Origin of the sequence: Pseudomonas sp. F(2018) (assembly GCF_005508865.1) — a bacterium.
GTDB lineage: Bacteria > Pseudomonadota > Gammaproteobacteria > Pseudomonadales > Pseudomonadaceae > Aquipseudomonas.
Window position 1 is genome coordinate 90,489 of record NZ_SCOM01000003.1, and the last position, 25,573, is coordinate 116,061.

21 protein-coding genes are annotated in these 25,573 nt (G+C 67.5%); 7 read left to right on the forward strand and 14 right to left on the reverse strand.

The annotated features are described in order from the left end of the window. Positions 1 to 7: 7 nt before the first annotated feature. The 12 genes from FFS62_RS14380 to bioB form a co-directional block, all read right to left on the reverse strand. Positions 8 to 1,342 (reverse strand): DUF3999 domain-containing protein, encoded by a 1,335-nt coding sequence (locus FFS62_RS14380; protein WP_137973522.1) that lies wholly within the window; start codon positions 1,340 to 1,342, stop codon positions 8 to 10. After that, positions 1,339 to 4,935 (reverse strand): DUF2339 domain-containing protein, encoded by a 3,597-nt coding sequence (locus FFS62_RS14385; protein ID WP_137973523.1) that lies wholly within the window; start codon positions 4,933 to 4,935, stop codon positions 1,339 to 1,341. The genes FFS62_RS14380 and FFS62_RS14385 overlap by 4 nt, the downstream gene beginning before the upstream one ends. 278 nt (positions 4,936 to 5,213) lie before the next feature. Next, positions 5,214 to 6,992 (reverse strand): acyl-CoA dehydrogenase C-terminal domain-containing protein, encoded by a 1,779-nt coding sequence (locus FFS62_RS14390; RefSeq protein WP_137973524.1) that lies wholly within the window; start codon positions 6,990 to 6,992, stop codon positions 5,214 to 5,216. Positions 6,993 to 7,115: 123 nt separating this feature from the next. After that, the gene (locus tag FFS62_RS14395) at positions 7,116 to 8,408 is read right to left on the reverse strand and encodes a diguanylate cyclase (RefSeq protein WP_137973525.1); all 1,293 of its coding nucleotides are present in this window, start codon (positions 8,406 to 8,408) and stop codon (positions 7,116 to 7,118) included. A 166-nt stretch (positions 8,409 to 8,574) separates the two neighbouring features. Further along, positions 8,575 to 10,380: a phenylacyl-CoA dehydrogenase gene (locus tag FFS62_RS14400; RefSeq protein ID WP_137973526.1), complete on the reverse strand. Its 1,806-nt coding sequence runs from the start codon at positions 10,378 to 10,380 to the stop codon at positions 8,575 to 8,577. 169 nt (positions 10,381 to 10,549) lie between these two features. Next, a complete protein-coding gene (locus FFS62_RS14405) occupies positions 10,550 to 11,290 on the reverse strand; it encodes a putative metalloprotease CJM1_0395 family protein (RefSeq protein WP_137973527.1) in 741 nt (246 codons plus the stop codon). Positions 11,291 to 11,349: 59 nt separating this feature from the next. Next, positions 11,350 to 11,646, reverse strand: a complete 297-nt coding sequence (locus FFS62_RS14410; RefSeq protein ID WP_137973528.1) for a hypothetical protein — start codon at positions 11,644 to 11,646, stop codon at positions 11,350 to 11,352. A gap of 96 nt (positions 11,647 to 11,742) precedes the next feature. Beyond that, positions 11,743 to 12,432 carry a dethiobiotin synthase gene (bioD, locus tag FFS62_RS14415; RefSeq protein WP_137973529.1) on the reverse strand — a complete coding sequence of 230 codons (690 nt, stop codon included), beginning with the start codon at positions 12,430 to 12,432 and terminating at the stop codon, positions 11,743 to 11,745. Positions 12,433 to 12,531: 99 nt separating this feature from the next. Next, positions 12,532 to 13,329: a malonyl-ACP O-methyltransferase BioC gene (bioC, locus tag FFS62_RS14420; protein WP_137973530.1), complete on the reverse strand. Its 798-nt coding sequence runs from the start codon at positions 13,327 to 13,329 to the stop codon at positions 12,532 to 12,534. After that, a complete protein-coding gene (locus FFS62_RS14425; RefSeq protein ID WP_137973531.1) occupies positions 13,322 to 14,053 on the reverse strand; it encodes an alpha/beta fold hydrolase in 732 nt (243 codons plus the stop codon). Before FFS62_RS14425 ends, bioC begins: the two co-directional genes overlap by 8 nt. Continuing rightward, positions 14,046 to 15,215, reverse strand: coding sequence for an 8-amino-7-oxononanoate synthase (gene bioF, locus FFS62_RS14430; protein WP_137973532.1), 1,170 nt, complete (start codon positions 15,213 to 15,215; stop codon positions 14,046 to 14,048). Before bioF ends, FFS62_RS14425 begins: the two co-directional genes overlap by 8 nt. Positions 15,216 to 15,318: 103 nt before the next feature. Further along, entirely contained in the window at positions 15,319 to 16,377 is a 1,059-nt protein-coding gene (gene bioB / locus FFS62_RS14435; RefSeq protein ID WP_137973533.1) for a biotin synthase BioB, read from the reverse strand. A 62-nt stretch (positions 16,378 to 16,439) separates the two neighbouring features. Between bioB and FFS62_RS14440 the strand changes: the two genes are divergently transcribed. From FFS62_RS14440 to rarD, 6 genes are all read left to right on the forward strand, one after another. After that, positions 16,440 to 17,174 (forward strand): ComF family protein, encoded by a 735-nt coding sequence (locus FFS62_RS14440; RefSeq protein ID WP_137973534.1) that lies wholly within the window; start codon positions 16,440 to 16,442, stop codon positions 17,172 to 17,174. Between the two features lie 61 nt (positions 17,175 to 17,235). Next, entirely contained in the window at positions 17,236 to 17,991 is a 756-nt protein-coding gene (locus FFS62_RS14445) for a TOBE domain-containing protein (RefSeq protein ID WP_137973535.1), read from the forward strand. 16 nt (positions 17,992 to 18,007) lie between these two features. Next, positions 18,008 to 18,745, forward strand: coding sequence for a molybdate ABC transporter substrate-binding protein (gene modA, locus FFS62_RS14450; protein ID WP_137973536.1), 738 nt, complete (start codon positions 18,008 to 18,010; stop codon positions 18,743 to 18,745). Next, positions 18,732 to 19,421, forward strand: a complete 690-nt coding sequence (modB, locus tag FFS62_RS14455; RefSeq protein ID WP_137973537.1) for a molybdate ABC transporter permease subunit — start codon at positions 18,732 to 18,734, stop codon at positions 19,419 to 19,421. Before modA ends, modB begins: the two co-directional genes overlap by 14 nt. A gap of 45 nt (positions 19,422 to 19,466) precedes the next feature. After that, on the forward strand, positions 19,467 to 20,441 hold the full coding sequence (locus FFS62_RS14460) for a serine/threonine protein kinase (protein WP_137973538.1): 975 nt from the start codon (positions 19,467 to 19,469) through the stop codon (positions 20,439 to 20,441). Positions 20,442 to 20,598: 157 nt separating this feature from the next. Then, positions 20,599 to 21,495 carry an EamA family transporter RarD gene (gene rarD / locus FFS62_RS14465; protein WP_137973539.1) on the forward strand — a complete coding sequence of 299 codons (897 nt, stop codon included), beginning with the start codon at positions 20,599 to 20,601 and terminating at the stop codon, positions 21,493 to 21,495. 701 nt (positions 21,496 to 22,196) lie between these two features. Here the strand turns inward: rarD and FFS62_RS14470 are convergent. Together FFS62_RS14470 and FFS62_RS14475 are read right to left on the reverse strand one after the other, a co-directional pair. Beyond that, positions 22,197 to 22,718: a glycine cleavage system protein R gene (locus tag FFS62_RS14470; protein ID WP_137973540.1), complete on the reverse strand. Its 522-nt coding sequence runs from the start codon at positions 22,716 to 22,718 to the stop codon at positions 22,197 to 22,199. A gap of 21 nt (positions 22,719 to 22,739) precedes the next feature. Beyond that, positions 22,740 to 23,207: an N-acetyltransferase gene (locus FFS62_RS14475; protein WP_137973541.1), complete on the reverse strand. Its 468-nt coding sequence runs from the start codon at positions 23,205 to 23,207 to the stop codon at positions 22,740 to 22,742. 165 nt (positions 23,208 to 23,372) lie between these two features. Here FFS62_RS14475 and FFS62_RS14480 point away from each other — a divergent pair, with 165 nt between their 5' ends. Next, complete coding sequence (locus tag FFS62_RS14480; RefSeq protein ID WP_137973542.1) at positions 23,373 to 25,550, forward strand: malate synthase G; 2,178 nt, start codon at positions 23,373 to 23,375, stop codon at positions 25,548 to 25,550. Positions 25,551 to 25,573 lie beyond the last annotated feature (23 nt).

The following is a 25,573-nucleotide window of genomic DNA, read 5'->3' on the forward strand; positions in this document are numbered from 1 at the left end:
CACCCTGTCACGCCGTCGGCTTGCGCAGCAGGCTGAAGGCCATGCCACCCAGCAGCGCGACTCCGGCCAGCAGGACGACCCACAGGCCGATACGTTTCCAGTCCGCCGCGGACTGCGCCGCATCGGCCGCCTCACGCACCACCTCTGGCACCGTCTCGGGCGCGATGGCGCGACCGAGGCTGGCCAGACGCTTGGGCTCGTAGCCGGGAATCAGGGTGCCCAGCGGCAACGCCGCGGAGCGCGACGAGCTGTCACCCACCGCCAGTCGGTAGGGCGCCGAACCGCGCGCCAGGAATGCCACCTGGGTACCGCGCACCGCCACCTGCAGGCCTGGAGCCTCCTTGCCGAGACCACCGCCGCGGGCATCGACGCGCAGGCGCAGCTGTTGCACCGGCGTTCCGTATAGCTCGATCTCGTCCTGCAGCACCTCCTTGCCGTCCTGCGGCAGGCGATAGAGCAGGCCGCTGGTCAGCGGCTGCCACTCCAGCTTGCCGGCGCCGCGGGAGGACAGGCTGACCGGCGCCAGCACATTGCCCTGGGGCAACGACACCCGCACGCGCTCCAGCGGCAGAGACAGCGGCAACTCCCAGCTGTACTCGCCGACCTTGTTCGTCGTCGGAGCCAGAGCGGCGGACCAGGCCAGCGCCGGCGCCGACTCCTGGTTCTCGATGCTCACCACCCGCGCGTCCAGCAAGGCCGGGGCCTGTTGCGGCGCCTGCCAGAGCAGACGCAGGTAGCGTGCCTTGGCGCCAGGCAGCTCCACTTCACGCTGCTCGACGCGCTCCTCGGCGAAGCTCAGGCGGGCGATCTGCCCGTCTTCCCAGCGCTGCCAGTGCTGCAGGTCGTCGCTGGCCTCGATGGTGAAACGCTGGAAGCCCTCCTGGTCGGAGCTCCAGTCCAGCTGCAGGCGGTGCAGCGGCTGGTCGAAGGCGCTGGCATCCAGCAGCCAGCCCCGCAGGATCTGCTCGCCCTGCCCCGCCGACTCCGGCGCCACCTCCACCAGGGTACCGGTGGTGCTGCGCTGCACGCGGATGGCAGGCACCGCCTCGGCATCCGCAGCGCCCTTGAGCGGGAACCACTTCACCGAGGCCTCCTGGCGCTTCTCCTCGGGCTGGGCGCTGCCCAGGGTCAGGGCATAGGCCAGCTCCTCACCTTCGGCATTGAGCACCCGCAGGTCGCGCAGGTCCGCGTGGCGGGCGGCCATCTGCAGGCCCAGCGGCAACTCCAGGCGATACCAGGGCCCTTCGCCTTCCAGCTTCAGCGGTACTTGGGTCGAGTAGTCGGCCTGCACCAACGGTGCGACGAGCAGGGCCGCGAGGGCGATCGACAAGCACTTGTTCATGTATTCACCTGTGCAGATTCGGCTTTGCGCGGCGGCAGCGGGGCGAAGTAGCCGACCACCAGCAACAGCACGCCGACGCCGATAAAGGAAATGATGCGCTCCAGGCCACCGCGGTTGCCCAGCTCGACGAAGAACAGCTTGGCCACCACCACGGCGATCAGCGCCGCGCCCAGCAGCCACAGCTCGCGGCGGCCACGCAGGTGACCGACGATCATCAGCGGCAGGGCGATCAGGGTCCAGACAATGGACAGGCCGGCCTGCACCAGCATCGAGTCGAGCAGCGCATCCAGTTCGTAGGGCACGCCGCCCCAGTGATGCGCGGCGCGGAACACCGTCGCGGTGAGCACGACGAACAGCGTGGCGCCGGCGACCATCTGCGCGATGCGCTCGCTGTGCGCCGCCAGCCCCAGCTGAGGCAGACCCGCACGCAGCCAGGCGTAGATCGACAGCAGCACCAGCAGCATGCCCAGCTCCAGCGGGTTGAGCAGCGGCAGGTAGGGCAGCGGATCGGCGCTGCCGTCGCTGGCGATGTTGGCCAGCCACAGCCAGCCGAGCATCAGCAGCGCCAGCGGCGCGGCGGCCAGCACCCGGTATTCGCGCGGGTACGCCGCCACCGGCCAGGGCCAGGCACGCGGAGCGGCCATCGCCAGGAGGAAAGCGCTCGGCAACACGGCCCAGCCCAGCCAGCGCCAGGCGTTGTAGTGCTCGGCCAGCAGCATCAGCAGATAGCGCAGTTCCAGGGCCAGGACGCCGAGGATCAACCAGCAACCCAGCACATGGGCGGCGCTGCGCACACCGGCTGGCAGCAGCTCGGCCAGACGCTTGAGCGACCACAGGTGCGCGGCGAACAGCAGGCCCCAGCCGATCCAGCCGAAGCCGGCCGCCGGATGATAGGTGCGCTCGCCCAGGTGCAGCAGGATCACCAGGCCGGCCGGCACCAACAGGCTGCACAGCAGTGCCAGCGCACGCCAGCGCAGGCGCCCGGCCAGCCAGCTCCACAGCGCCACACTGAGCGCGGCCAGGGCCAGCAGCGCGGCGCCCTGCAGATCGATGGCGACGAAGCGCAGCACCTCGCTGCTCAGGGCAAGCGCCCACCAGGCGGCGCCCCAGGCCAGCAACAGCTGCGACAGACGCTGCAGACTCAGGCTCCCCAGGCTGCCCGCCTGCTGGCGCAACAGCACATGGCGCAGACGCCAGGCGCCGACCTGCGCGGCCAGGGCCAGCACCAGCGGCGCCCAGAAGCCGGCATGCGCCAGCGGTCGCAGCCCCTCGCTGGGCAGATAGCCGAGCAACAACGGGCTGGCGGCGAGGAAGGCGATACCGCCGACCACCTGCAGCAGCAGACCGAACAGGAAGCTGGCGCGCAGCTGCAGGCGCAGGCTGAGCCAGATGATCAGCAGGCCCGTACCGCCCCACACCGCCGCGGCACTCTGCCAGGGCAACACGAACAGCACCGCCAGGTTGACGAACAGCAGGCCGACCAGCATCACCAGCGACAGCCCGCGCATCAGGCCGCGGTCCTCGCTGACCAGCTTGTCGCGCACCGCGATCAGCATGCCGGCCACCAGCGCCAGGCCGATCAGCGAGCAGACCATCAGGCCGCGCCAGCCGGAGTCGAGTACGCCCGCGCCATCCGCATCGGCACCCCGCAGCCGCGCGAGGAACAGCACGCCGCCGAGCAACTGGATGGCGAATGCGCTGAACAGGAAGGTGCGCGACTGCAGGCGCAGGCCGGCAAACAGGGTCGCCAGCCCGGCCAGCGCCCAGGCCATGGCCGTGCCTTCCGGGCCCAGGCACAGCGGGGCGATCAGATAGAGGAAGCCCAGGCCGACCGCCGCCAGCAACGGCAGGCCGCGGCGTTCCCAGGCCCGGCTGACGTCGTCCGGCGCCTGGCGCAGTTGCCAGAAGCTGAACAGCAGCGCCACCCCGAGCATCAGTGCGCCCAGCGGGGCGCCGTCGAGCACCGTGTCGCCGGGGATGGAGAAGTCGATGCCGCCGAGGAAGGCCAGCGCCGCCGCGAACTGCAGGAACAAGGCGAAGCTGCGCGCCAGCGGCCGCCCCTGGCGCAGGCCCAGCCAGTAGATGCCGGCGCCCTCCACCGCCCAGGCGGCGGAGGTCCAGCGCGCGTCCAGCCCCAGCGGGATGGCCAGGGTGGCGAACACCACGCCCAGGGCCAGACAGGTCTCCATCAGCAACAGCACGTTGCGCCCGCGCAGCAGGCGCGCCAGCACCATATAGAACAGGCCAAGGCCGAGGGCGCTGAAGGCGGCGGCGAACTCGAGGTGTTGGACGATGGCGTACTGCAGGCCGAAGCCCACCAGCGGCGGGCCGAACAGCACGGTGCCGTCGACATAGTCGGCGTGCCCGCGACTCCAGCGCAGCAACTCGTCGCGCCCCTCGGGGGCATCCGTCGCCTCACGCAGCTTGCGCCGGGCGAACAGCAGGCCGATGGCCACGTACATCAGGAAGAACAGCACCAGGAACGGCTCGGTGCTCCACAGCAACTCCGGGGTGTAGGAGCGAATGCCCCAGGCGAAGCCGATGCCGAAGGTGCCGAGGAAGCCGACCAGGTTGAGCAGGCGCCAGGCCTTGAACCAGGCGATGGCGAAGATGCCGGCGTTGAGCAGGATGAAGTAGGAGAACAGCGCCACATGGTTGCCGCTGCCGGTGGAGGTGAGGATCGGCGCGGCGAAGCCGCCGAGCGCCGCCGCCACGGCCAGCCCTAGGGCGTTCTGCGCCACGGCGAGGATGGCCGAGAAGGCGGTGACCAGCACCAGCAGGCCAAGGGCCAGCTTGGGGTCGAGCAGCGGGTGCAGGCGCATGGCGGCGAACACCGTCAGGTACAGCACGGCGATGCCGGTGCCCTGCAGCATCAGGCCGTAGTTGGGATTGCGGCGACGCAGCCACCAGCCCAGCCCGAGCAAGGCGATGGCACTGGCCGCCACGCCGGCGTAGCGCAGCTCCACCGGCACCACCATGCCCTCGGTGGCGTAGCGCAGGAGGAAGGCCAGGCCGAGGAACAGCAGCACCAAACCGACCCGCAGCACCGTGTTGCCACCTAGCAGCCAGGCCTTGGCCAGGGCGAAGCCACGCTCGATAGGCGACGGCTCCCGCGGCGCGGCCGGACGGCGCGGCTCGCTGGGGCGCGGCGGAAGCTGAGGCAAGGGGGCGACCGGTGCCGGAGTCGGGCGCGGCGCCTCGGCGGCGACCTGGGGCGCGGGACTGAGCTGCTCCGGCAGCTCCCAAACCAGCTCGGCAGATTCAGGCTCGACGTCGGGCTCGGCAAGCGGCTCCACATCAGGCGCTGCAGCTGTCGTCACGACAGCGGGCTGCTCGGCGACCGGCGCGGCCGTGCTCGGCGGGGCGCTCTCCAGCCTGACCAGGCGCTCATACAGCGCCGTGGTGCCGTGCTCGAAGCGCTCGGCGAAGCCTTTCAGCTCCTTGCGCAGCCGCTCGTTGTCCGCCGCCAGCTGCTGCAGGCGCAACGCCTGGCCCAGGCCCAACCCCAGCAAGCCGCCAAGCAGGGCCGAAGTTATCGATTCACCAGCCAGTGCACCGAGCACCAGACCGACCAGCATGAAGATCCATTGCATGCAGTAATTCCCGAGCCATTGAGGCGAAGTCCCTTCCCCGTACGCCTGACCGAGGATGGCCGAGTATATCGGCGCAGCGGGGGACACTACCTGAAGACGTAGGCCAACTGGTGCACAGACACAACGCTTCGCTTACTCACGATCCCTCAGCCCGTAGGGCGGGTAAAACCCGCGGCCTTGGCAACGCGGGTTGCACCCGCCCTACCCGGCTTGCCCTGGCGTCACCGGACATAAAAAAAGCCCCGCCGAAGCGGGGCTCTTTCATTGCCGGATCAGACTCAGAACTGAGCGGCGTCCAGCAGATACAGCGACTCGCTACCGGCCTTGACCGAGGCGGTCAGCGAGTGGATACGCGGCAGCAGGCGGGCGAAGAAGAAGCGCGCGGTGCCCAGCTTGCTCACGTAGAACTCGTCGTCGCCCTGCTTGGCCAGTGCGGCACGGGCCATCAGCGCCCAGACGTAGGCGTAGGCGGTGTAGCCGAACACCTGCAGGTACTCGACCGACGCGGCGCCGATCTCGTTCGGGTTGGTCTTGGCCTGGGCGATGACCCAAGCGGTCAGCTCGTCGAGGTTGGCGATGGCGGCTTTCAGCGGCTCGGTGAACTCGCCCAGCGATGCATCGGCGCTGCCGATGAAGGCCTTCACTTCATCGCTGAAGTGCTTGTAGAAGCTGCCGCCGCTGCCGACGATCTTGCGGCCCATCAGGTCCAGCGACTGGATGCCGTTGGTGCCTTCGTAGATCTGGGTGATGCGGCAGTCGCGGATCAGCTGCTCCTGGCCCCACTCACGGACGAAGCCGTGACCGCCGAAGATCTGCTGGCCGTGGATGGTGGTTTCCAGGCCCATGTCGGTGAGGAAGGCCTTGGCCACCGGCGTCAGCAGGGCGACCAGTTCTTCGGCGCGCTTACGGGTGTCCTTGTCTTCGCTGTACTTGGCGGTGTCCAGCTGCATGGCGACGTAGCTGGAGAAGGCGCGACCGCCCTCGTTCAGCGCCTTCATGGTCAGCAGCATGCGGCGCACGTCCGGATGCACGATGATCGGGTCGGCGGCCTTGTCCTTGTTCACCGGACCGGTCGGGGCGCGGCTCTGAATGCGGTCGCGGGCGTACTCGATGGCGCTCTGGTAGGAACGCTCGCCCAGGGCCAGGCCCTGGATGCCGACGCCCAGACGCTCGTAGTTCATCATGGTGAACATGGCGTTGAGGCCCTTGTTCGGCTCGTCGACGATCCAGCCGGTGGCGCCGTCGAAGTTCATCACGCAGGTGGCCGAGGCCTTGATGCCCATCTTGTGCTCAATCGAGCCGCAGGACAGCGAGTTCTTCTCGCCCAGCGAGCCATCGGCATTGACCATGACCTTGGGTACCAGGAACAGCGAGATGCCTTTCGGACCGGCCGGGGCGTCCGGCAGCTTGGCCAGCACCAGGTGGACGATGTTCTCGGTCAGGTCGTGCTCGCCACCGGTGATGAAGATCTTGGTGCCGGAAATCTTGTAGCTGCCATCGGCCTGAGGTTCGGCCTTGGTGCGGATGATGCCCAGGTCGGTGCCGGCGTGCGGCTCGGTCAGGCACATGGAGCCGGCCCAGACGCCGGAATACATGTTCGGCAGGTACTGCTGCTTCAGCTCTTCGCTGGCGTGGTTGAGGATCGACAGGCAGGCGCCGGCGGTCAGCATCGGGTACAGGCCGAAGGACAGGTTGGCCGAGTTGACCATTTCCTCGACCTGGGCACCGATCACTTTCGGCATGCCCATGCCGCCGAACTCCGGCGCGCCGCCAACACCAACCCAGCCGCCTTCGGCGTAGGTCTGGTAGGCCTCGGGGAAGCCGGCCGGGGTTTTCACCACGCCGTTGGTCCAGGAGCAGCCTTCTTCGTCGCCGCTGCGGTTCAGCGGGGCGATCACGCCACCGGTGACCTTGCCGGCTTCTTCGAGGATCGCGGCAGCGGTGTCTTCGTCGACCACTTCGGCCAGACCGGGCAGCTGGGCCCAGAGTTTGGAGACCTCGAAGACTTCATTGAGAACGAAGCGCATGTCGCGCAGGGGAGCTTTGTAGTCGGCCATGGAGCGATCCTCGGGAGCAACGAAACGGCCGACGATCCGGCCGATCCAACATGCTCCGGAGTCTATCTGAACACCAATTTAGGACATAGGTTCTAGTTGTGAACCAATGGTCACCAATCGTTCTCACTCGGCCGCAGCCTTGACCCGCACCGCGCCGCGGCGATTCTCGCCCTGGGCCACCACGCAATTGCGGCCGGCCCTCTTGGCCGCGTAGAGCGCCTTGTCGGCGCAGCGGATCACCTCGTCGGCCGTGCGCTGCTGCAGCTCGCGCTCGGCCACGCCGATGCTGATGGTCACCGACACGCTGGCCGCGCCACTCGCGCGCCGGCGCTGGCGGCCTTCCTTGTTGTCCTTCGGCCGCTGCTGCTTGTCGCGCAGTTGCAGCGGATAGTTCTCCACCGCCAGACGCACGGCCTCCAGGTGCTGGCGGCAGTCTTCGATGGACTTGCCGGGGAACACCAGGGTGAACTCCTCGCCGCCGTAGCGATAGGCCTTGCCACCGCCGCCCACCTTGCGCAGCTGACTGGCAACCAGGCGCAGTACCTGGTCGCCGACGTCGTGGCCGTGGGTGTCGTTGAATTTCTTGAAGTGGTCGACGTCGGCCATGGCGATCACATAGCTGCGCCCTAGGCGTTCCAGGCGATCGTTCAGCGCGCGCCGTCCGGGCAGGCCGGTGAGCTCGTCGCGGTAGGCCATCTGGTAGGCCTCGTGGACCACGGCGGCAACCAGCATCAGCATCACCAGGCTGCTCATCACCTGCAGCGCATGCGGCAGGATGAAAGTGTTGGGCAGCATCCACAGCAGGCCGATCAGCCCCAGCAGCACGGCGGCATGCAGCGGGCGGGGCTGGCGCAGGTACTGCACCAGCAGCAGCACGCCGGCGATCAGGAACAGCGGGTAGGACAGCTGGATCAGGCTCATCCACTGGCCATGCCAGAGCGGCCAGTGGATCTCCGCCAACCAGGCCTGCAGGCCCTGGGGGAAGCGCCGCGCCAGGGCCAGAGCGGTGCCGCCGATGGCCAGCAGTACGGCGGCGCGGGCGACCATGTCCTGCAGCAGGTGGCTGCGCTCGCGCCAGGCGCCGTAAAGGCCATAGAGCAGCGGCAGCAGCAGGCTGCACAGGTGGAACATCAGCGCCGCGTCTTCGCGCACCTTGCCGTGCTCGCGGAAATGGTCGGTCTGGGTATCCAGCAGGAAATAGCCGAGGTAGACCACCACCAGCAACGACAACTCGCGCTGGCGGCCATAGACCACGCAGAAGGCGCCGCCGAGCAGCAGGAGCAGGGTCGGCAACACGTTAAATAGCGACAGGAAGAATTCGTTGAGCTCGCTCATGCGCGCGACCAGCAGCCCGGCGACCAGCAGCGGCAGCGCGGTCAGCAGATGATCGGGGCGGTAGGCGGCGAGACGCGACACTTCAGATTCTCCAGCCCGCAAAGCAGGAGCGGGACGCGGCATTTTGCCTGTATCGCGAACAAAGGGCAGCGGCAATCGTTCGCATTCTGTCGACTCGCCTTTTTCCGGACCAAAAAAAACCGCGACCCGGGGGCCGCGGTTTCTCTGACCTGAGGTCGGAGCGGACTTAGTAGCCCAGAGCGAAGTGCTCTTCGTCCATTTCCATCAGGTTGCTGGCGCCGGACAGCATGGTGGCGACGTGAGTACGGGTACGCGGCAGGATGCGCTCGAAGTAGAAGCGAGCGGTCTGCAGCTTGGCCTTGTAGAAAGCCTCGTCCTCGGTGCCGGCAGCGATCTTCTCGGCAGCCAGGCGCGCCATGTCGGCCCAGAAGTAGGCCAGGCAGGCGTAACCGGAGTACATCAGGTAGTCCACCGAGGCGGCACCGACTTCTTCGCGGTCTTTCATCGCGGCCATGCCCACTTTCATGGTCAGGTCGCCCCACTCCTTGTTCAGCTGGGCCAGCGGTGCGACCAGGCCTTTGATGGCCTCGTTGCCTTCGTTGGCCTGGCAGAACTTGTGCACGATCTTGGTGAAGCCTTTCAGGGCTTCGCCTTGGGTCATCAGCACTTTACGGCCGAGCAGGTCGAGGGCCTGAACACCGGTGGTGCCTTCGTACAGGCAGGAGATGCGGCTGTCGCGCACGTTCTGCTCCATGCCCCACTCGGCGATGAAGCCGTGGCCACCGTAGATCTGCACGCCGTGGTTGGCGGCTTCGAAGCCGACTTCGGTCATGAAGGCCTTGGCGATCGGAGTCAGGAAGGCCAGCATCGCGTCGGCGGCTTTCTTCTCTTCTTCGTCCTGGCTGTACTTGACGATGTCGACCTGCTTGGCGGTGAAGTACACCATCGCGCGGTTGCCTTCGGCGAAGGCCTTCATGGTCAGCAGCATGCGACGCACGTCCGGGTGGACGATGATCGGGTCAGCAGCCTTGTCCGGAGCTTTCGGGCCGGTCAGGGAACGCATCTGCAGACGCTCGCGGGCATACTTGATGCCGCCCTGGAAGGCGATTTCGGCGTGGGCCAGGCCCTGCAGAGCGGTACCCAGGCGAGCAGTGTTCATGAAGGTGAACATGCAGTTCAGGCCTTTGTTGGCCGGGCCGATCAGGTAGCCGGTAGCGCCGTCGAAGTTCATCACGCAGGTGGCGTTGCCATGGATGCCCATCTTGTGCTCCAGGGAGCCACAGGAAACGGCGTTACGCGAGCCAACGCTGCCATCGGCATTGACGTTGAACTTCGGCACGATGAACAGGGAGATGCCCTTGGTGCCTTGCGGGGCGTCGGGCAGGCGGGCCAGCACGATGTGGACAATGTTATCGACCATGTCGTGTTCGCCGGCGGAGATGAAGATCTTGGTACCGGATACCTTGTAGGAACCGTCAGCCTGCGGCTCGGCCTTGGTGCGCAGCATGCCCAGGTCGGTACCGCAGTGCGGCTCGGTCAGGCACATGGTGCCGGTCCACTCGCCGGATACCAGCTTGGTCAGGTAGGTGTGCTTCTGCTCGTCGGTGCCGTGGGCTTCGATGGTGTTCATCGCGCCGTGGGACAGGCCGGGGTACATGCCCCAGGACCAGTTGGCTTCGCCGACCATCTCGCTCAGGGCCAGGCCCAGGGATTCCGGCAGGCCTTGGCCGCCGTGGTCAACGTTGTGCGCCAGGCTCGGCCAGCCGCCTTCGACGAACTGCTGGTAGGCTTCCTTGAAGCCGGTGGGGGTCTTCACACCGGACTCGGACCAGGTGCAGCCCTCGAGGTCACCAACACGGTTCAGCGGAGCGATGACTTGCTCACAGAACTTGGCGCCTTCTTCCAGAATGGCGCTGACCATGTCCGGGGTGGCGTCTTGGCAGCCAGGCAGGCTCTGATAGTGCGCTTCGTAGCCGAGCAGTTCGTCGCGAACGAAGCGGATATCACGCAAGGGGGCCTTGTACTCAGGCATAGCGGTAAACCTCTACGGTGGATTCCTTAGTGTTAGGGTGACCGTCTAGAGCGGTCGTTCGCGGGATTTCTCCCGGCACCCGGCAGGCGAAAACCGGCCCGGCACTCAAACAAGCGTTTGAAACATACGTTTACGCCCTACCCTTGTCAAGCACCCCCGGGGAAGCACTTCAGACCTGCAGGTCGACCGCCGGGAGCGGAGCCTGCAACTGGGCCAGACGCAGATACAGATCAAGCTTAGGTGGCGCCGCCGCAGCCTGCTGCGGCTTTTCCTCTTCTTCGCTGGCGGCCTTCTCTTCCTCTTCGGCCAACTGCTCCTCGCGCCGAGTGGCACGCTCTTCGGCGGCGGCAAGCGCCTCCTCGCGACGCAACTCACCCAGCTCGGTACGGGCCTGGGTGGCCTGCGCCGCGGCTTCGGCGGCGACGCGCAGATCCTGGGCGGAAGGCTCGGCAGGCGCCAACGCGGCGCGCTGCACCAGCTCCATCTTGCGCAGGGTGGCTTCCGGGTCGCCGGGAATGGGGCTGGTGTCGATGCTGACTTCGCCACCGACGGCGTAGCTCTTGCCGTCCGGGCCGCGCTTGAAGGTATAGGTGGGGGCGCCGGCATAAGAGCCGCCGACCGAGGCATGGGCCTGCTCGTGAGCGCGCACTTCGCGGTCGCGGCTGGCCAGGTCGGCGATCTCCAGCTGCTCCTGACGCAGCTGCTGGGTTTCGCGCGGGGATTCTTCCTCGCCTTCGCCATCGGTGCGCGCCGGGCTCTGCGCCTCGTCACGCAGCTCGGTGGATTCGCCAGTGGCTTTAAGTGGTTCGGCGGCGGGATCGGCGGGGCGGGAAAGCTCGGACGAAGGAGTCCTGGCCGCCTGGGACGACGGCAGGGGCGCAGCGTAGGTCATGGCGCTGCCGATCTGCATCACACCCCTCCTCGCCCGATCGGGCGAGCCCTCTGATTACTGCTACGCCGACAGCCCTGTCAGGCGCGGGTATCGATCAGCGTGCCGAGCACTTCGTCGGCGGTTTCCACTACCCGAGCGCTGGCCTGCACTTCGTTGCGACCCTGGGTCAGGCCTACCAGGCTCTCGGCCAGGTCGGGCTGGCGATTGGCGAGCGCCTCCGGATTGGGCTCGACCTGCTGGGTCGGCGGAGTCTCGCTCGGCTGCTGCACCGGCAGGGTGTTGCTGGCGATCTCGCTGGCGGCCTGGTCGACACGACGTTGCCCGGCCTGGATGCCACTGAGGCCAGCGCTGAAGGCGTTACCGGAGATTTGCATGGTGGTGACTCCCTGACGGGGACAGACTCGTGCGGACAATTGAAGCAGAAAATGCTCAAAAAACGTACAAGCAAAGCGTTATGGCCGATCAGCGGCTTATAGCGCGGCGCTTAACGGTCGCAGATCGAGATGCGTGGCCACTGCCGCGGGCGTCGCCGCCGCCAGACGCGGCACCCGTCCGAGGCAGGGCGCCGGCAGGCGCTCGGCGAGGGTCGCCAGGTTCTCTTCGAGGCGCGAGGTCTGCGGGTCGACGATATTGGCCACCCAGCCGGCCAGGCGCAGGCCGTCGCGCTCGATGGCTTCGACGCTGAGCAGCGCATGGTTGATGCAGCCCAGGCGCACGCCGACCACCAGAATCACTGGCAGCCGTAATGCGATAGCGAGATCGGACAGATTCTCGCGCCCGGTCAGCGGCACCCGCCAGCCACCCGCGCCCTCGACCAGGGAGAAGTCCGCGCCTTTATCCAGCACCCGCCGTACCGCCGGCAGCAGCCGCGCCACGCTCAGCTCGACACCCGCCTCGCGCGCCGCCAGATGCGGGGCGATGGCGGGTTCGAAGGCAAATGGATTGACCTCGTCGTAGCCCAGCGCCAAGGAGCACTCGCCGAGCAGGGCCAGGGCATCGTCATTGCGCAGGCCAGCGACGGTCCGCACGCAGCCGGAGGCCACCGGCTTGGCTGCCGCCGTGCTCAGCCCGGCCTCGCGCGCTGCGTGCAGCAGGCCGGCAGCAATGGTGGTCTTGCCGACTTCAGTGTCAGTACCAGTGACGAAGTATGCTCGGCTCATACGCACATCCCCCCTCGCCATGGTCGAGCCGATGGTCTTGCCGGCTCTCTACCCAAGAGCAGGGTGTCAGTACCGGTGACGAAACAGGCCTGGCTCATATCAATCCTTGCGCAAAACGCCGTACACCACCTGATAGGTGGCCGGCAGGCCCTGGGGCTGGCGGAAGCGCTCGTAGGCCTCGACCAGGGCGCGCACCCGCGCCCGCCCGGTGAGGCCGCCCGGGCGCCCGGGGTTGAGGTTGTGCGCACCGAGGGCCTTGAGCTCGTGGGTCAGGGCGCGCAGATCGGGGAAGTGCAGCGTCCTGGCCCGGCGCTCCAGCGTCAGCAGCTGCATACCGCTGGCCACGCACAGCGCTTGGTAATCCTCGAAGCGGCGGAAGCGGTTGACGTGGACGAAGCCGTCCACCGCCTGCCAGCTGTCGCGCAGCTCCTGCAGGGTGCCCACGCACAGGCTGCTGAAGGCCAGTACTCCGCCCGATCGCAGCGTGCGTCGCGCCTCGTCCAGCACGGCGGCGAAGTCGCCACACCACTGCACGGCCAGGCTGGAATAGATCAGGTCGAGGCTGACATCGCGCAGCGGCAGGCGCTCGGCATCGCCGGCGACAAAGTGGCGGGCGCCGCCCTGGGGCCGCGCATGGCGCAGCATGCCCTCGGCCAGGTCCAGGGCCAGCCCGCTGCCCTGTGGGTAGCGCTCGGCCAGGCCACGGGTGAAGTAGCCAGTACCGCACCCCAGGTCCAGCCAGCGGGCGGGGGTCAGCGCCGGCAGGCGTGCCAGCAGCTCATTGCCGACATCGCGCTGCAGCGCGGCGACGCCGTCATAGCTGTGCGCCGCGCGCGAGAAGGAGGCCGCGACCTGGCGCTTGTCCGGCAGGTCGCCCTGCTGCAGCGACTCAGACATCGCCGGCCTCGCCGAGGAAGGCCAGTATCGCCGCCGCTATCTCGTGCGGGCGCTCCAGCGGGAAGGCGTGGCTGACCTCCTCGATCAGTCCCACCTCGATATCCGGCTGCAACATCAGCAGCTCGCCGGCCACTTCGGCCGGCACCAGGGCGTCGGCGCCGGCCAGCAGGTGCAGTTGCGGCCCGGCAAAGCGCTGCAGGGCGCTGCGCCCGTCGAAGTTGCCCAGCACCTCCAGCCCGGCCAGCAACACCTCGGCAGAAGCATGCGGGGCGGCGGCCTGCAGCTGACGGGCCAGGCCGCGGCCCTCGCTGGAGCCCTGGGTGCAGAGCAGACTGAAGCGTTTGAGGGTGGCCGCAGGATCGGCGCGGCAGCCATCGACGAAGGCATTGAAGGTGGCCTCATCCATGCCGAACGGCCAGTCCGAACCGGCGACGAAGCAGGGGTTGCTGGCCAGGGTCAGCAGGCCGCGGCAGCGTTCGCCACGCAGGGCCGCAAGCTCGCTGGCGAGCATGCCGCCGAGGGACCAGCCGCCCAGCCAGGTATGCGGCGGCAAGCGCTCGTCCAGCTCCAGCAGCCAGTCGCGCGGCTCGCCACGGGTCAGCTCGGGCAGCGGCTCGATTTCCACCTTGAGCGTCGGAGCGAGGCCGCGCAGGGCCTCGGCCAGCACCTCCAGCGGCAGGCTGCCCAGGCCCCAGCCTGGCAGCAGGATCAGATGATTACGCATCGTGGTTCACCAACGGCCAGCATTCGGCCAGGGCATCGAGCAGGCGCTCCAGCTGCACCTCGCTGTGCAGCGCGGAGAGGGTCACCCGCAGGCGCGCACTGCCGGCCGGCACGGTGGGCGGACGAATGGCGCCGACCAGCAGGCCGCGCGCCATCAGCAGCGCGGAGAGCTGCAGCGCGCGCTCGCTGTCGCCGACCAGGATCGGCTGGATCGGCGTCGGGCTGTCCATCAGGCTCAGGCCGATCTCGGCGGCGCCGGCGCGGAATCGCGCGATCAGCTTGTTCAGATGTTCGCGGCGCCAGCTTTCCGTGCGCAGCACTTCCAGGCTCTTCAGCGTGGCGCAGGCCACGGCGGGCGGCTGGCTGGTGGTATAGATGTAGGGGCGGGCGAACTGGATCAGCGTCTCGATCAGCTCCTCGCTGCCGGCGACAAAGGCGCCGGCAGTGCCGAAGGCCTTGCCCAGGGTACCGACCAGTACCGGCACGTCATCCAAGCCCAGGCGGAAGTGCTCGACGATGCCGCCGCCGCTGGCGCCCAAAGGCCCGAAGCCGTGGGCGTCGTCGACCATCATCCAGGCGCCCTTGCTGCGGGCCTCGGCGCACAGGGTCGGCAGGTCGGCCAGGTCGCCGTCCATGCTGAACACGCCGTCGCTCACCACCAGGGTGTTGCCGGAGGCACCGTCCAGGCGCTTGCTCAGGCTCACCGCATCGTTGTGCAGGTAGCGCGAGAAGCGCGCGCCGGAGAGCAGGCCGGCATCCAGCAGCGAGGCGTGATTGAGGCGGTCTTCCAGCACCGTATCGCCCTGCCCCACCAGCGCCGTCACGGCGGCCAGGTTGGCCATGTAGCCGGTGGAGAACAGCAGCGCGCGCGGCCGGCCGGTGAACTCGGCCAGCGCCTCTTCCAGCTGGTGGTGCGGCGTGCTGTGGCCGATCACCAGGTGCGAGGCCCCGCCACCCACACCCCAGCGCTCGGCGCCGGCGCGCATGGCCGCGGTCACCTCGGGGTGATTGGCCAGGCCCAGGTAGTCGTTGGAGCAGAAGGCCAGCAGCGCCTGACCATCGACCACCACCTCCGGCCCTTGCGGGCCTTCCAGCAACGGGCGCTGGCGATAGAGGTGAGCGGCGCGGCGCTCGGCGAGGCGGGCGGCAAGATTGAAACTCATGCGATTGGTCCGTAGGAGCGAGGAGGACGCCTAGTTCTTTGCTCGCGCACCTTGGTCACGCGAGCTCCTTCGCGAGCAGAGCTCGCCCCTACTCAAAGCGGGATCAGGCCGAGGCGGCGTTATAGAACAGCTGACCGTCGCGCTGCTCGACCAGCGCCTGCTCGATGGCGGCCTGATGCACCTCGTCGGCATGCTCCTCGCGCTCCTCCGGCTTGATGCCGAGGCGGGCGAACAGCTGCATGTCCTTGTCGGCCTGCGGGTTCTTGGTGGTCAGCAGCTTCTCGCCGTAGAAGATCGAGTTGGCGCCTGCCATAAAGGCCAGGGCCTGCATCTGCTCGTTCATCGCCTCGCGGCCGGCGGACAGGCGCACATGGGACTTAGGCATCATGATCCGCGCCACGGCGAGCATGCGGATAAAGTCGAACGGGTCGACGTCCTTCTCCTGGGCCAACGGCGTGCCCTCGACCTTGACCAGCATGTTGATCGGCACCGACTCCGGATGCTCGGGCAGGTTGGCCAGCTGGATCAGCAGGCCAGCGCGGTCGTCCAGCGACTCGCCCATGCCGAGGATGCCGCCGGAGCAGATCTTCATCCCAGCGTCGCGCACATAGGCCAGGGTCTGCAGGCGCTCGGCGTAGGTGCGGGTGGTGATGATGTTGCCGTAGAACTCCGGTGAGGTATCCAGGTTGTGGTTGTAGTAGTCCAGGCCGGCCTCGGCCAGGGCGCGGGTCTGCTCCTGGTCGAGCTTGCCCAGGGTCATGCAGGTTTCCAGGCCGAGCTTCTTCACGCCTTCGACCATCTTCAACACGTAGGGCATGTCCTTGGCCGACGGGTGCTTCCACGCCGCGCCCATGCAGAAACGGGTCGAGCCGATGGCCTTGGCCTCGGCGGCCGCCTCCAGCACCTTCTGCACTTCCATCAGCTTCTGCTTGTCCAGGCCGGTGTTGTAGTGACCGGACTGCGGGCAGTACTTGCAGTCTTCGGGGCAGGCGCCGGTCTTGATCGACAACAGGGTCGAGACCTGCACGCGGTTCGGGTCGAAGTGCGCGCGGTGGACGGTCTGGGCCTGGAACAGCAGGTCGTTGAACGGCTGCTCGAACAGCGCCTTCACCTCGGCGAGGGACCAATCGTGACGGGTGACGGAGGCGATACTGGCGCTCATGGGCGATATTCCTTGTTCTAGGCTGTGCAACACGGCTGCGAGGCATAGTCAAAGGAAGGACCATGCGCTGTCAACCATTCACCGATAGCCAGGTTTACATCTGGACGAAAAATAAACAAATGTGCTTGCTGTGTGCCGAAGCGGCGGACACCGAGCACCCGCTGTGCAGCGCCTGCGAGGGCGAACTGCCGTGGCTGGGCGGCCACTGCAGCGTCTGCGCCCTGCCGCTGCCGGCCAGCGGTCTGACCTGCGGCGCCTGCCAGAAGCGACCACCGAGCTTCGCCCGGGTGGAAGCGGCCTGGCGCTACGCCTTTCCGGTCGACAGCCTGATCACCCGCTTCAAGCACCAGGCGCAGTGGCCAATGGGACGTCTGCTGGCCGAGCTTCTGTCACATCATCTGCAACACGCCTTCGCCGAAGGCCTGCCGCGCCCCGACCTGCTGCTGCCCGTGCCGCTGGGGCGCAAGCGCCTGCGCAGCCGCGGCTTCAACCAGGCCGGGATGCTCGCCGACTGGCTGAGCAAGAGCCTGCAGCTACCGGTGCAGGAACGCTGGCTGCTGCGCCCGCAGGAAGGCGCGCACCAGCAGGAGCTGGACGCGGCCGCGCGCAAACGCAACCTGCGCCAGGCCTTCACCCTCGCCGAGTGCGCCGAAGTACACGGCCGGCATATCGCGCTGACCGATGATGTGCTCACCACCGGCGCCACGGCCGAGGCACTGGCGCGCCTGCTACTGAAGGCCGGCGCGGCGCGCGTGGACGTCTACTGCCTGGCCCGCACACCCAAGCCAGGAGATTGACCGCAGGCTCTGGATCGCGCATCGTGCGCCGCTATATAGAAAACTATATTGCGCTTGTCCCATGACCCTGCTGACCGCCCTCTCCCAACATATCGCCCGCCGCCCGCAACGCATCGCCCTGCTCCAGCAGGTAGCGGAGCAGGGCTCGATCACCCGTGCGGCCAAGGCCGCCGGGCTCAGCTACAAGGCGGCCTGGGATGCCATCGACGAGTTGAACAACCTGGCCGGCCAGGCGCTGGTCGAGCGCAGCGTCGGTGGCAAGGGCGGCGGTGGCGCGCGCCTGTCGGCCACCGGCGCGCGTCTGCTGCAGCTGTATCGCCGTCTCGAACAGCTGCAGGCGCAGCTGTTCGACGCCGCTGAACAGGATGCCGACCTGGCCCTGCTCGGCCGCCTGATGCTGCGTACCAGCGCGCGCAACCAGCTCAGCGGCCGGGTCAGTGCCATCCAGCCCCAGGGCCGCAACGACCTGATCGAGATCACCCTGGACGACGACAACCGCCTGCGGGCGCAGATCACCCACGACAGCACCCTGCACCTGGAGCTAGCCATCGGCAGTACCGTGGTCGCGCTGTTCAAGGCCGGCTGCCTGGAGCTGCTGCCGAGCGACCCGCCAGCCGAAGGTGCGCTACGCGGCGAGGTCGAGGAAGTGCTCGACGAAGGAGACGGCCCCTGCGAAGTGCGCATCGCCCTGCCCGGCGGCCAGCGCCTGTGCGCCCTGCTCGATGCCCGGCAATTGCCGGCTCTCGACCTGGCCGCCAGCCGCCCGATCCAGGCCCGCGTTTCCCCCGCCCAGGTCCTGCTGGGCATCGCCACCTGAAGACAAGGAGTCCACCATGCGCCGCCTGCTACTCACCCTCACCCTGCTGGGCGCGACCCAGGCCCAGGCCGCCGAGCCGGTGCGCATCGCCGTGGCCGCCAACCTGCTGCCGGTGATGGAAAGGATCGCCAAGGACTACCAGCAACAGACCGGTGCCGAAGTGCAGCTGGCCGGTGGCTCCAGCGGCGCCTTCTTCGAGCAGATCCAGCGTGGTGCGCCTTTCGACCTGTTCTATTCGGCCGATGCCGAGCGCCCGGACAAGCTGGCCGCCATCGGCGCGGGCGCAGCATCGCGCACCTACGCCTGCGGCCGCCTGGCCCTGTGGGCCCCAAAGACCGAACCCATACTGGGCGCCCTGCCCGCCGGCAAGATCGCCATCGCCCTGCCTGACACCGCGCCCTACGGCAAGGCCGCCCTGCAGACCCTCGAGCGCAGCGGCCAGCTGGACGCACTCAAGCTGCGCCTGGTGTACGCCCAGGACATCGGCCAGGCCTTCCAGTTCGTCACCACCGGCCACGCGCCGAGCGGCTTCGTCGCCCTCAGCCAGCTGACCGCGGCCAAGACTCCGACCGCGCAGTACCTGCAGGTCGACGCCAAGCTCTACGACCCCCTGGAGCAGAAGCGCGTGCTGCTGGCCAAGGGCGAGCGCAAGGCGGCCGCCGAGGCCTTCCTGAAGTTCTTCGACGCCCAGCACGAAACCCTGAAAGCCGCGGGCTACGCCCTGCCCGGCGAGGCCGGCTGTGCTGCTGACTGACAGCGACTGGCAGGCACTGTCGATCACCCTGCAGCTGGCGGCGCTGTCCACCGCCCTGCTGCTGGCGATCGGCCTGCCGCTGGCGGCCTGGCGCGTGCGCAAGCAGACGGCGCTGCGGCGCATCCTCGACGCAGTACTGGCCCTGCCCCTAGTGCTGCCGCCGACCGTGCTGGGCTTCTACCTGCTGGTGCTGTTCGCCCCCACCACGCCGCTCGGCCAGGCCTGGCACTGGCTCACCGGCCAGGGCCTGGCCTTCAGCTTCACCGGCCTGGTGCTGGGTTCGGTGCTCTACTCGCTGCCGTTCGTGGTGCAGCCGCTGACCGTGGCCATGCGCGAGATTCCGCAGAGCCTGCTGGAGGCCGCCGCCAGCCTCGGCGCTGGCCGCTGGCAGCGCCTGCTGCGCGTGGTACTGCCGCTGCTGCGGCGCGGCATCCTGGTCGCCGGCACGCTCGGCTTCGCCCACACCCTGGGCGAGTTCGGCGTGGTACTGATGCTCGGTGGCAGCATTCCCGGCGAGACCCAGGTGGTGTCCATCGCCCTGTTCCAGCATGTCGAGGCCCTGCGCTATGGCGAGGCCCATCGCCTGGCCGCCTGCCTGCTGGGGCTGTCGTTCCTGCTGCTGTTGCTGGTCTATGGCCTGGGCGATGCGCGCCGCGCCGCACCGATGCGCAGTTGAGAGGCTGCTTTAGAGATAGACTGGGCGCCCTGACTGGAGCCCGCCATGAGCCACCCCTTCGCCACCCTCACCCCCGACCTGGTCCTCGACGCCGTCGAGAGCATCGGCCATCTCAGCGATGCCCGCGTGCTGGCGCTGAACAGCTACGAGAACCGCGTCTACCAGGTGGGCATCGAGGATAGCCAGCCGCTGATCGCCAAGTTCTATCGCCCGGATCGCTGGAGCGATGCGGCGATTCGCGAGGAGCATGCCTTCAGCTTTGAGCTGGCCGAGTGCGACGTGCCGGTGGTGGCGCCACTGCAGCAGGACGGCGAGAGCCTGTTCGAGCACGCCGGCTTCCGCTTCGCCCTGTTTCCCCGTCGCGGCGGACGCGCGCCGGAGCCGGGCAATCTGGACCAGCTGTACAGCCTCGGCCAGTTGCTCGGCCGCCTGCACGCGGTCGGCGCCAGCCGCCCGTTCGCGCACCGCGAGACGCTGGCGGTAGACAACTTCGGCCATGCCTCGCTGACCACCTTGCTGGAAGGCGACTTCGTCCCGCGCAGCCTGCTGCCGGCCTACGAGTCAGTGGCCCGCGACCTGCTGGGGCGCCTGGACGAGCTGTTCGGCCGAGTGCGCTACACCCCGATCCGCCTGCACGGCGACTGCCACCCAGGCAACCTGCTGCACCGCGACGACGCCTTCCATGTCGTCGACCTCGACGACTGCCGCATGGGCCCCGCCGTGCAGGACCTGTGGATGATGCTGGCCGGCGACCGCCAGGAACGCCTCGGCCAGCTCTCCGAGCTGATCGACGGCTATCAGGAGTTCCACGACTTCGATACCCGCGAGCTGCCGCTGATCGAAGGCCTGCGCGCGCTGCGCCTGATGCATCACAGCGCCTGGATCGCCCGCCGCTGGGACGATCCGGCCTTCCCCCTGGCCTTCCCCTGGTTTGCCAACGAACGCTACTGGGGCGACCAGATCCTGGCCCTGCGCGAGCAGCTGGCGGCGCTGGATGAGGAGCCGTTGCGGCTGTTCTGATCGAGTGCAGAAGTCCAAAGCCAGCCGCCACCGTAAAGCCTGCCTTACGCGATTTTCGCATCGGCAGCTCGCGCCAAAGCTGATCACACAGACAAGCTCGATCGACCGGCACTAGAATCAGGCCTCTTAGTTAGCCGCCTATCCACCAAGGACGCCCATGTCTTCCGCCAACCCCAGCCGCGGCTACGCGCTCGGCATCGCCGCCTATCTGATCTGGGGCCTGTTCCCGCTCTACTTCAAGGCCATCCAGGCCGTGCCGGCGTTGGAGATCATCGCCCACCGGGCGATCTGGTCGGCACTGTTCGGTGCGTTGCTGCTGGCCCTGTGGAAGCATCCCGGCTGGTGGCGCGAGCTGCGCGACAATCCCAGGCGCCTGGCGGTGCTCGCCGGCAGCGGCCTGCTGATCGCCAGCAACTGGCTGGTGTATGTGTGGGCGGTGAACAACGGGCGCATGCTCGAGGCCAGCCTGGGTTACTACATCAACCCGCTGATCAACGTGCTGCTCGGCATGCTGCTGCTCGGCGAGCGCCTGCGCCGCCTGCAATGGGTCGCAGTCGGCCTGGCCGCCCTCGGTGTGCTGCAGCAGGTGTGGCAGGTCGGCAGCATCCCCTGGGTATCGCTGGTGCTGGCGCTGACCTTCGGCTTCTACGGGCTGATCCGCAAACAGGCGCCGGTAGCCGCCCTGCCCGGCCTGGTGGTGGAAACCTGGCTGCTGCTGCCGCTGGCCCTCGGCTGGCTGTTGCTGCACCCCGCGGCGATGAGCACCCAGCCGGCGTTCTGGAGCAGCAGCGAGGCGCTCTGGCTGATCGCCGCCGGCCCCATCACCCTGGTGCCGCTGCTGTGCTTCAACGCTGCCGCGCGCCATCTGCCCTACACCACCCTGGGCTTTCTGCAGTACTTGGCGCCAACCCTGGTGCTGTTGCAGGCGGTGCTGCTGTTCGGCGAGACGCTGGAGCCGAGCAAGCTGCTGTCCTTCGTGTGCATCTGGGCGGCGCTGTTCATCTATAGCCTGGACATCTGGCTGGGCCTGCGTCGCCGCGGCCAGACTGGCTAGAAAACAGCCAGCCGGCGCAGAGGCGCGGCGGAGCTGGGCTGAGGCGGTTGTTCCCAACCTTTTCCACAGCTCCATCCCCAGGCTTTGTGCACAAGCCAAGCGGGCCTGCTCAGTTCCTGATCGATTGGCTGTAGGCCTCGCCAATCCTGGCCTGCAGCCCTGACTCCCCAGGCTGTCCACAGGACTGCCCACGGCGAATGGGGACAGTCCGGCGCAACGCTGCGGCGAGCGTTATCCACCGAGCGCGGAAGAACGGGCCCTGCACAAATATCAGCCAGAACGCTGCAGGCCGCACCAGCCTTGAAGCGCAGCGCTACATCCCCGCGTTATCCACAGAACGATCCCCGGCCTTTGTGCACAAGCCCTTGATACTGCTGGTTTTCTGAGCGAAGCGCGGGAAGCCGCGGCATGCCTGGCGTGCAGCGGCCATCCCCCAGGCTGCCCACACCTTCATCCACAGCTTTCGGGGATATCCGCGCCCCGGATCGGGCTGGACGAAATTCGCTCATCCGGCTGCAGGCCGCGCCGGCCGTGAGCCGCACGCGATGATCCCCGCGCTATCCACAGCTCCATCCCCGGAGTCTGTGCACAAGCCACTGAATATGAAGGTTTTTTGATCAGGTAAAGAAAAGCCCCGGGGCACTAGGCAGTGCGCCGGGGCTCCCCAGACTATCCACAGCTTCACCCACGCAAACTGGGGATCACTCCTCGGTGGTGCGCAGGTTCAGCTCCACCATCATGTCGTCAGCCAGGCTTTCCAGCTTGTCGCGCAGCAGGTCCAGCGACAGGGTCAGCGGCACGGCCAGCACCGCGTCGGCGTGGAACAGCGGCTCGCTGCTCATCGGCGCCGGCGCCACCTCGGTGGTCAGGCTTTCCACGTTGATGCCGTGCTCGGCCAGCAGCCGGGTGATATCGCGGACGATGCCGGGGCGGTCGTTGCCGACCAGGTCCAGGTGGATCGGCTTCCAGGTGCAGGACGGCTCGATGCCGCTCTCCGCCACCAGCACGCGGATGCCATGGGCATTGAGGCCCTGCAGGCCGTCCACCAGCTCGTCGTAGCCCTCGGCCGGCACGGCCACGCGCAGGATGCCGGCGAACTGCCCAGCCATGCGCGACATGCGGCTCTCCAGCCAGTTGCCGCCGTGGGCGGCGATGCACTGGGCGATGCGTTCGACCAGGCCCGGTTGGTCCGGGGCGATGACGGTGAGTACCAGATGATCCACGTGCGACTCCTCGTTCAGGTTTCAGGCCGGGGCGTTCAGGCCGAGCCAGTAGGTATAGAACACCTCATCGCGCACATAGCCAAGCTTTTCGTAGAGCGCCTGGCCGGCGAAATTGTCCTTCGCCGTCTCCAGCTGCAGGCCGCAGGCGCCGCTCTGCTCGGCATGGGCGCGGGCGGCGTTCATCAGCGTCTCGGCCAGGCCCTGGCGGCGCCCGGCCGGACTCACGTACAGATCGCTGAGCAGGAAGGCCGGCTTCAGCTGCAGCGAGGCGAAGAAAGGATACAGCTGGACGAAGCCAAGCGCCGTGCCGACGGCGTCGCGCGCCAGCAACACCACCGACTCGTTGGCGCTCAGGCGCGCGGCGAGAAAGGCCTCGATTTCGCCTATCGGGCGCGGTACCCGGTAGAAGTCCAGATAGCCGGCAAACAGCTCGGCAAGCTCGGGCAGAACGGTGGGTAAATCGGCAGGAAGAACGCGGCTGACCGGCATGGCAACTCCACAGGCGAAAAAGTGCCCGCAGTATAGCCAGGGCCTGCGCCGCCGCCCGGCAGACGGGCACAGTTTGTGACTGATTTTTCCGAATTAGTCATGTAGTATCCGCCGACTCTTACTACATGGCCTTCCGGCCCTGTTCTGCATCAAGTGAGGCAAGCAATGACTGAGCGCGTTCAAGTAGGTGGTCTGCAGGTCGCCAAGGCCCTTTACGACTTCATCAACAACGAAGCCATTCCCGGCACCGGCATCGCTGCCGACAAGTTCTGGGCCGGCGCCGAAGCCGTGATCAACGATCTGGCTCCGAAGAACCGCGCTCTGCTGGCCAAACGCGACGAATTCCAGGCCAAGATCGACGCCTGGCACCAGGCCCGCAAAGGCCAGGCCCATGACGCCGCCGCGTACAAGGCCTTCCTCCAGGAAATCGGCTACCTGCTGCCGGAGCCGGCCGACTTCCAGGCCACCACGCAGAACGTCGACGAAGAAATCGCCCGCCTGGCCGGCCCGCAGCTGGTAGTGCCGGTGATGAACGCGCGCTTCGCCCTGAACGCCTCTAACGCCCGCTGGGGTTCGCTGTACGACGCCCTCTACGGCACCGACGCGATCAGCGAAGAAGGTGGCGCCGAGAAAGGCAAGGGCTACAACAAGGTCCGTGGTGACAAGGTCATCGCCTTCGCCCGCGCCTTCCTCGACGAAGCCGCCCCGCTGGAAGGCGCTTCCCACGTCGACGCCACCGCCTACGTGGTGAAGAACGGCCAACTGGCTGTGACCCTGAAGAACGGCAGCGAAGCCGGCCTGAAGAACGCCGCCCAGTTCATCGCCTTCCAGGGCGACGCCGCCGCGCCGATCGCCGTGCTGCTCAAGCACAACGGCCTGCACTTCGAGATCCAGATCGACGCTTCCAGCCCGATCGGCCAGACCGATGCCGCCGGCGTCAAGGACGTGCTGATGGAAGCCGCCCTGACCACCATCATGGACTGCGAAGACTCGGTCGCCGCCGTCGATGCCGATGACAAGGTCATCGTCTACCGCAACTGGCTCGGCCTGATGAAGGGCGACCTGGCCGAAGAGGTCAGCAAGGGCGGCACTACCTTCACCCGTACCATGAACCCGGACCGCGTCTACACCAAGGCCGACGGCTCCGAGCTGACCCTGCACGGCCGCAGCCTGCTGTTCGTGCGTAACGTCGGCCACCTGATGACCAACCCGGCGATCCTCGATGCCCAGGGCAACGAGATTCCGGAAGGCATCCAGGACGGTCTGTTCACCAGCCTGATCGCCATCCACAACCTGAATGGCAACACCAGCCGCAAGAACACCCGCACCGGTTCGGTCTACATCGTGAAGCCGAAGATGCACGGCCCGGAAGAAGTCGCCTTCACCGGCGAAATCTTCAGCCGCGTCGAAGACGTGCTCGGCCTGCCGCGCAACACCCTGAAAGTCGGCATCATGGACGAAGAGCGCCGCACCACCGTCAACCTCAAGGCGTGCATCAAGGCCGCCAGCGAGCGCGTGGTATTTATCAACACCGGCTTCCTCGACCGTACCGGTGATGAAATCCACACCTCCATGGAAGCCGGCGCCGTGGTGCGCAAGGCCGCCATGAAGGCCGAGAAGTGGATCAGCGCCTACGAGAACTGGAACGTCGACATCGGCCTGGCCACCGGCCTGCAGGGTCGCGCCCAGATCGGCAAAGGCATGTGGGCCATGCCCGACCTGATGGCCGGCATGCTCGAGCAGAAGATCGCCCACCCGCTGGCCGGTGCCAACACCGCCTGGGTACCGTCGCCGACCGCCGCCGCGCTGCACGCCCTGCACTACCACAAGGTCGACGTGTTCGCCCGCCAGGCCGAACTGGCCAAGCGCGATCGCGCCTCCATCGACGATATTCTGAGCATCCCGCTGGCCAAGGACACCAACTGGTCGGCCGAGGAAATCCAGAACGAACTGGACAACAACTCCCAGGGCATCCTCGGTTACGTGGTGCGCTGGATCGACCAGGGCGTCGGCTGCTCCAAGGTGCCGGACATCAACGACGTCGGCCTGATGGAAGACCGCGCCACCCTGCGTATCTCCAGCCAGCTGCTGGCCAACTGGCTGCGCCACGGCATCGTCACCGAAGAGCAGGTGGTCGCCAGCCTCAAGCGCATGGCGCCGGTGGTTGACCGCCAGAACGCCAACGACCCGCTCTACCGTCCGCTGGCGCCGAACTTCGACAGCAACATCGCCTTCCAGGCTGCCCTGGAGCTGGTGGTCGAAGGCACCAAGCAGCCGAACGGCTACACCGAGCCGGTCCTGCACCGCCGCCGCCGCGAGTTCAAGGCCGCCAACGGTCTGTAATTCGCCGCAAGCGAGCAGAAGAA

Excerpts from the sequence above, each read along its gene's own strand:
- modA (WP_137973536.1), top strand. The coding sequence starts at position 18,008 with ATGCGCCGCCTGCTACTCACCCTCACCCTGCTGGGCGCGACCCAGGCC.
- FFS62_RS14440 (WP_137973534.1), top strand. The coding sequence starts at position 16,440 with ATGCGCTGTCAACCATTCACCGATAGCCAGGTTTACATCTGGACGAAA.
- FFS62_RS14410 (WP_137973528.1), bottom strand. The coding sequence starts at position 11,646 with ATGCAAATCTCCGGTAACGCCTTCAGCGCTGGCCTCAGTGGCATCCAG.
- FFS62_RS14460 (WP_137973538.1), top strand. The coding sequence starts at position 19,467 with ATGAGCCACCCCTTCGCCACCCTCACCCCCGACCTGGTCCTCGACGCC.
- FFS62_RS14385 (WP_137973523.1), bottom strand. The coding sequence starts at position 4,935 with ATGCAATGGATCTTCATGCTGGTCGGTCTGGTGCTCGGTGCACTGGCT.
- FFS62_RS14400 (WP_137973526.1), bottom strand. The coding sequence starts at position 10,380 with ATGCCTGAGTACAAGGCCCCCTTGCGTGATATCCGCTTCGTTCGCGAC.
- bioD (WP_137973529.1), bottom strand. The coding sequence starts at position 12,432 with ATGAGCCGAGCATACTTCGTCACTGGTACTGACACTGAAGTCGGCAAG.
- bioF (WP_137973532.1), bottom strand. The coding sequence starts at position 15,215 with ATGAGTTTCAATCTTGCCGCCCGCCTCGCCGAGCGCCGCGCCGCTCAC.
- FFS62_RS14390 (WP_137973524.1), bottom strand. The coding sequence starts at position 6,992 with ATGGCCGACTACAAAGCTCCCCTGCGCGACATGCGCTTCGTTCTCAAT.
- FFS62_RS14445 (WP_137973535.1), top strand. The coding sequence starts at position 17,236 with ATGACCCTGCTGACCGCCCTCTCCCAACATATCGCCCGCCGCCCGCAA.
- rarD (WP_137973539.1), top strand. The coding sequence starts at position 20,599 with ATGTCTTCCGCCAACCCCAGCCGCGGCTACGCGCTCGGCATCGCCGCC.
- FFS62_RS14425 (WP_137973531.1), bottom strand. The coding sequence starts at position 14,053 with ATGCGTAATCATCTGATCCTGCTGCCAGGCTGGGGCCTGGGCAGCCTG.
- FFS62_RS14480 (WP_137973542.1), top strand. The coding sequence starts at position 23,373 with ATGACTGAGCGCGTTCAAGTAGGTGGTCTGCAGGTCGCCAAGGCCCTT.
- FFS62_RS14405 (WP_137973527.1), bottom strand. The coding sequence starts at position 11,290 with ATGCAGATCGGCAGCGCCATGACCTACGCTGCGCCCCTGCCGTCGTCC.
- bioB (WP_137973533.1), bottom strand. The coding sequence starts at position 16,377 with ATGAGCGCCAGTATCGCCTCCGTCACCCGTCACGATTGGTCCCTCGCC.
- FFS62_RS14475 (WP_137973541.1), bottom strand. The coding sequence starts at position 23,207 with ATGCCGGTCAGCCGCGTTCTTCCTGCCGATTTACCCACCGTTCTGCCC.
- FFS62_RS14380 (WP_137973522.1), bottom strand. The coding sequence starts at position 1,342 with ATGAACAAGTGCTTGTCGATCGCCCTCGCGGCCCTGCTCGTCGCACCG.
- bioC (WP_137973530.1), bottom strand. The coding sequence starts at position 13,329 with ATGTCTGAGTCGCTGCAGCAGGGCGACCTGCCGGACAAGCGCCAGGTC.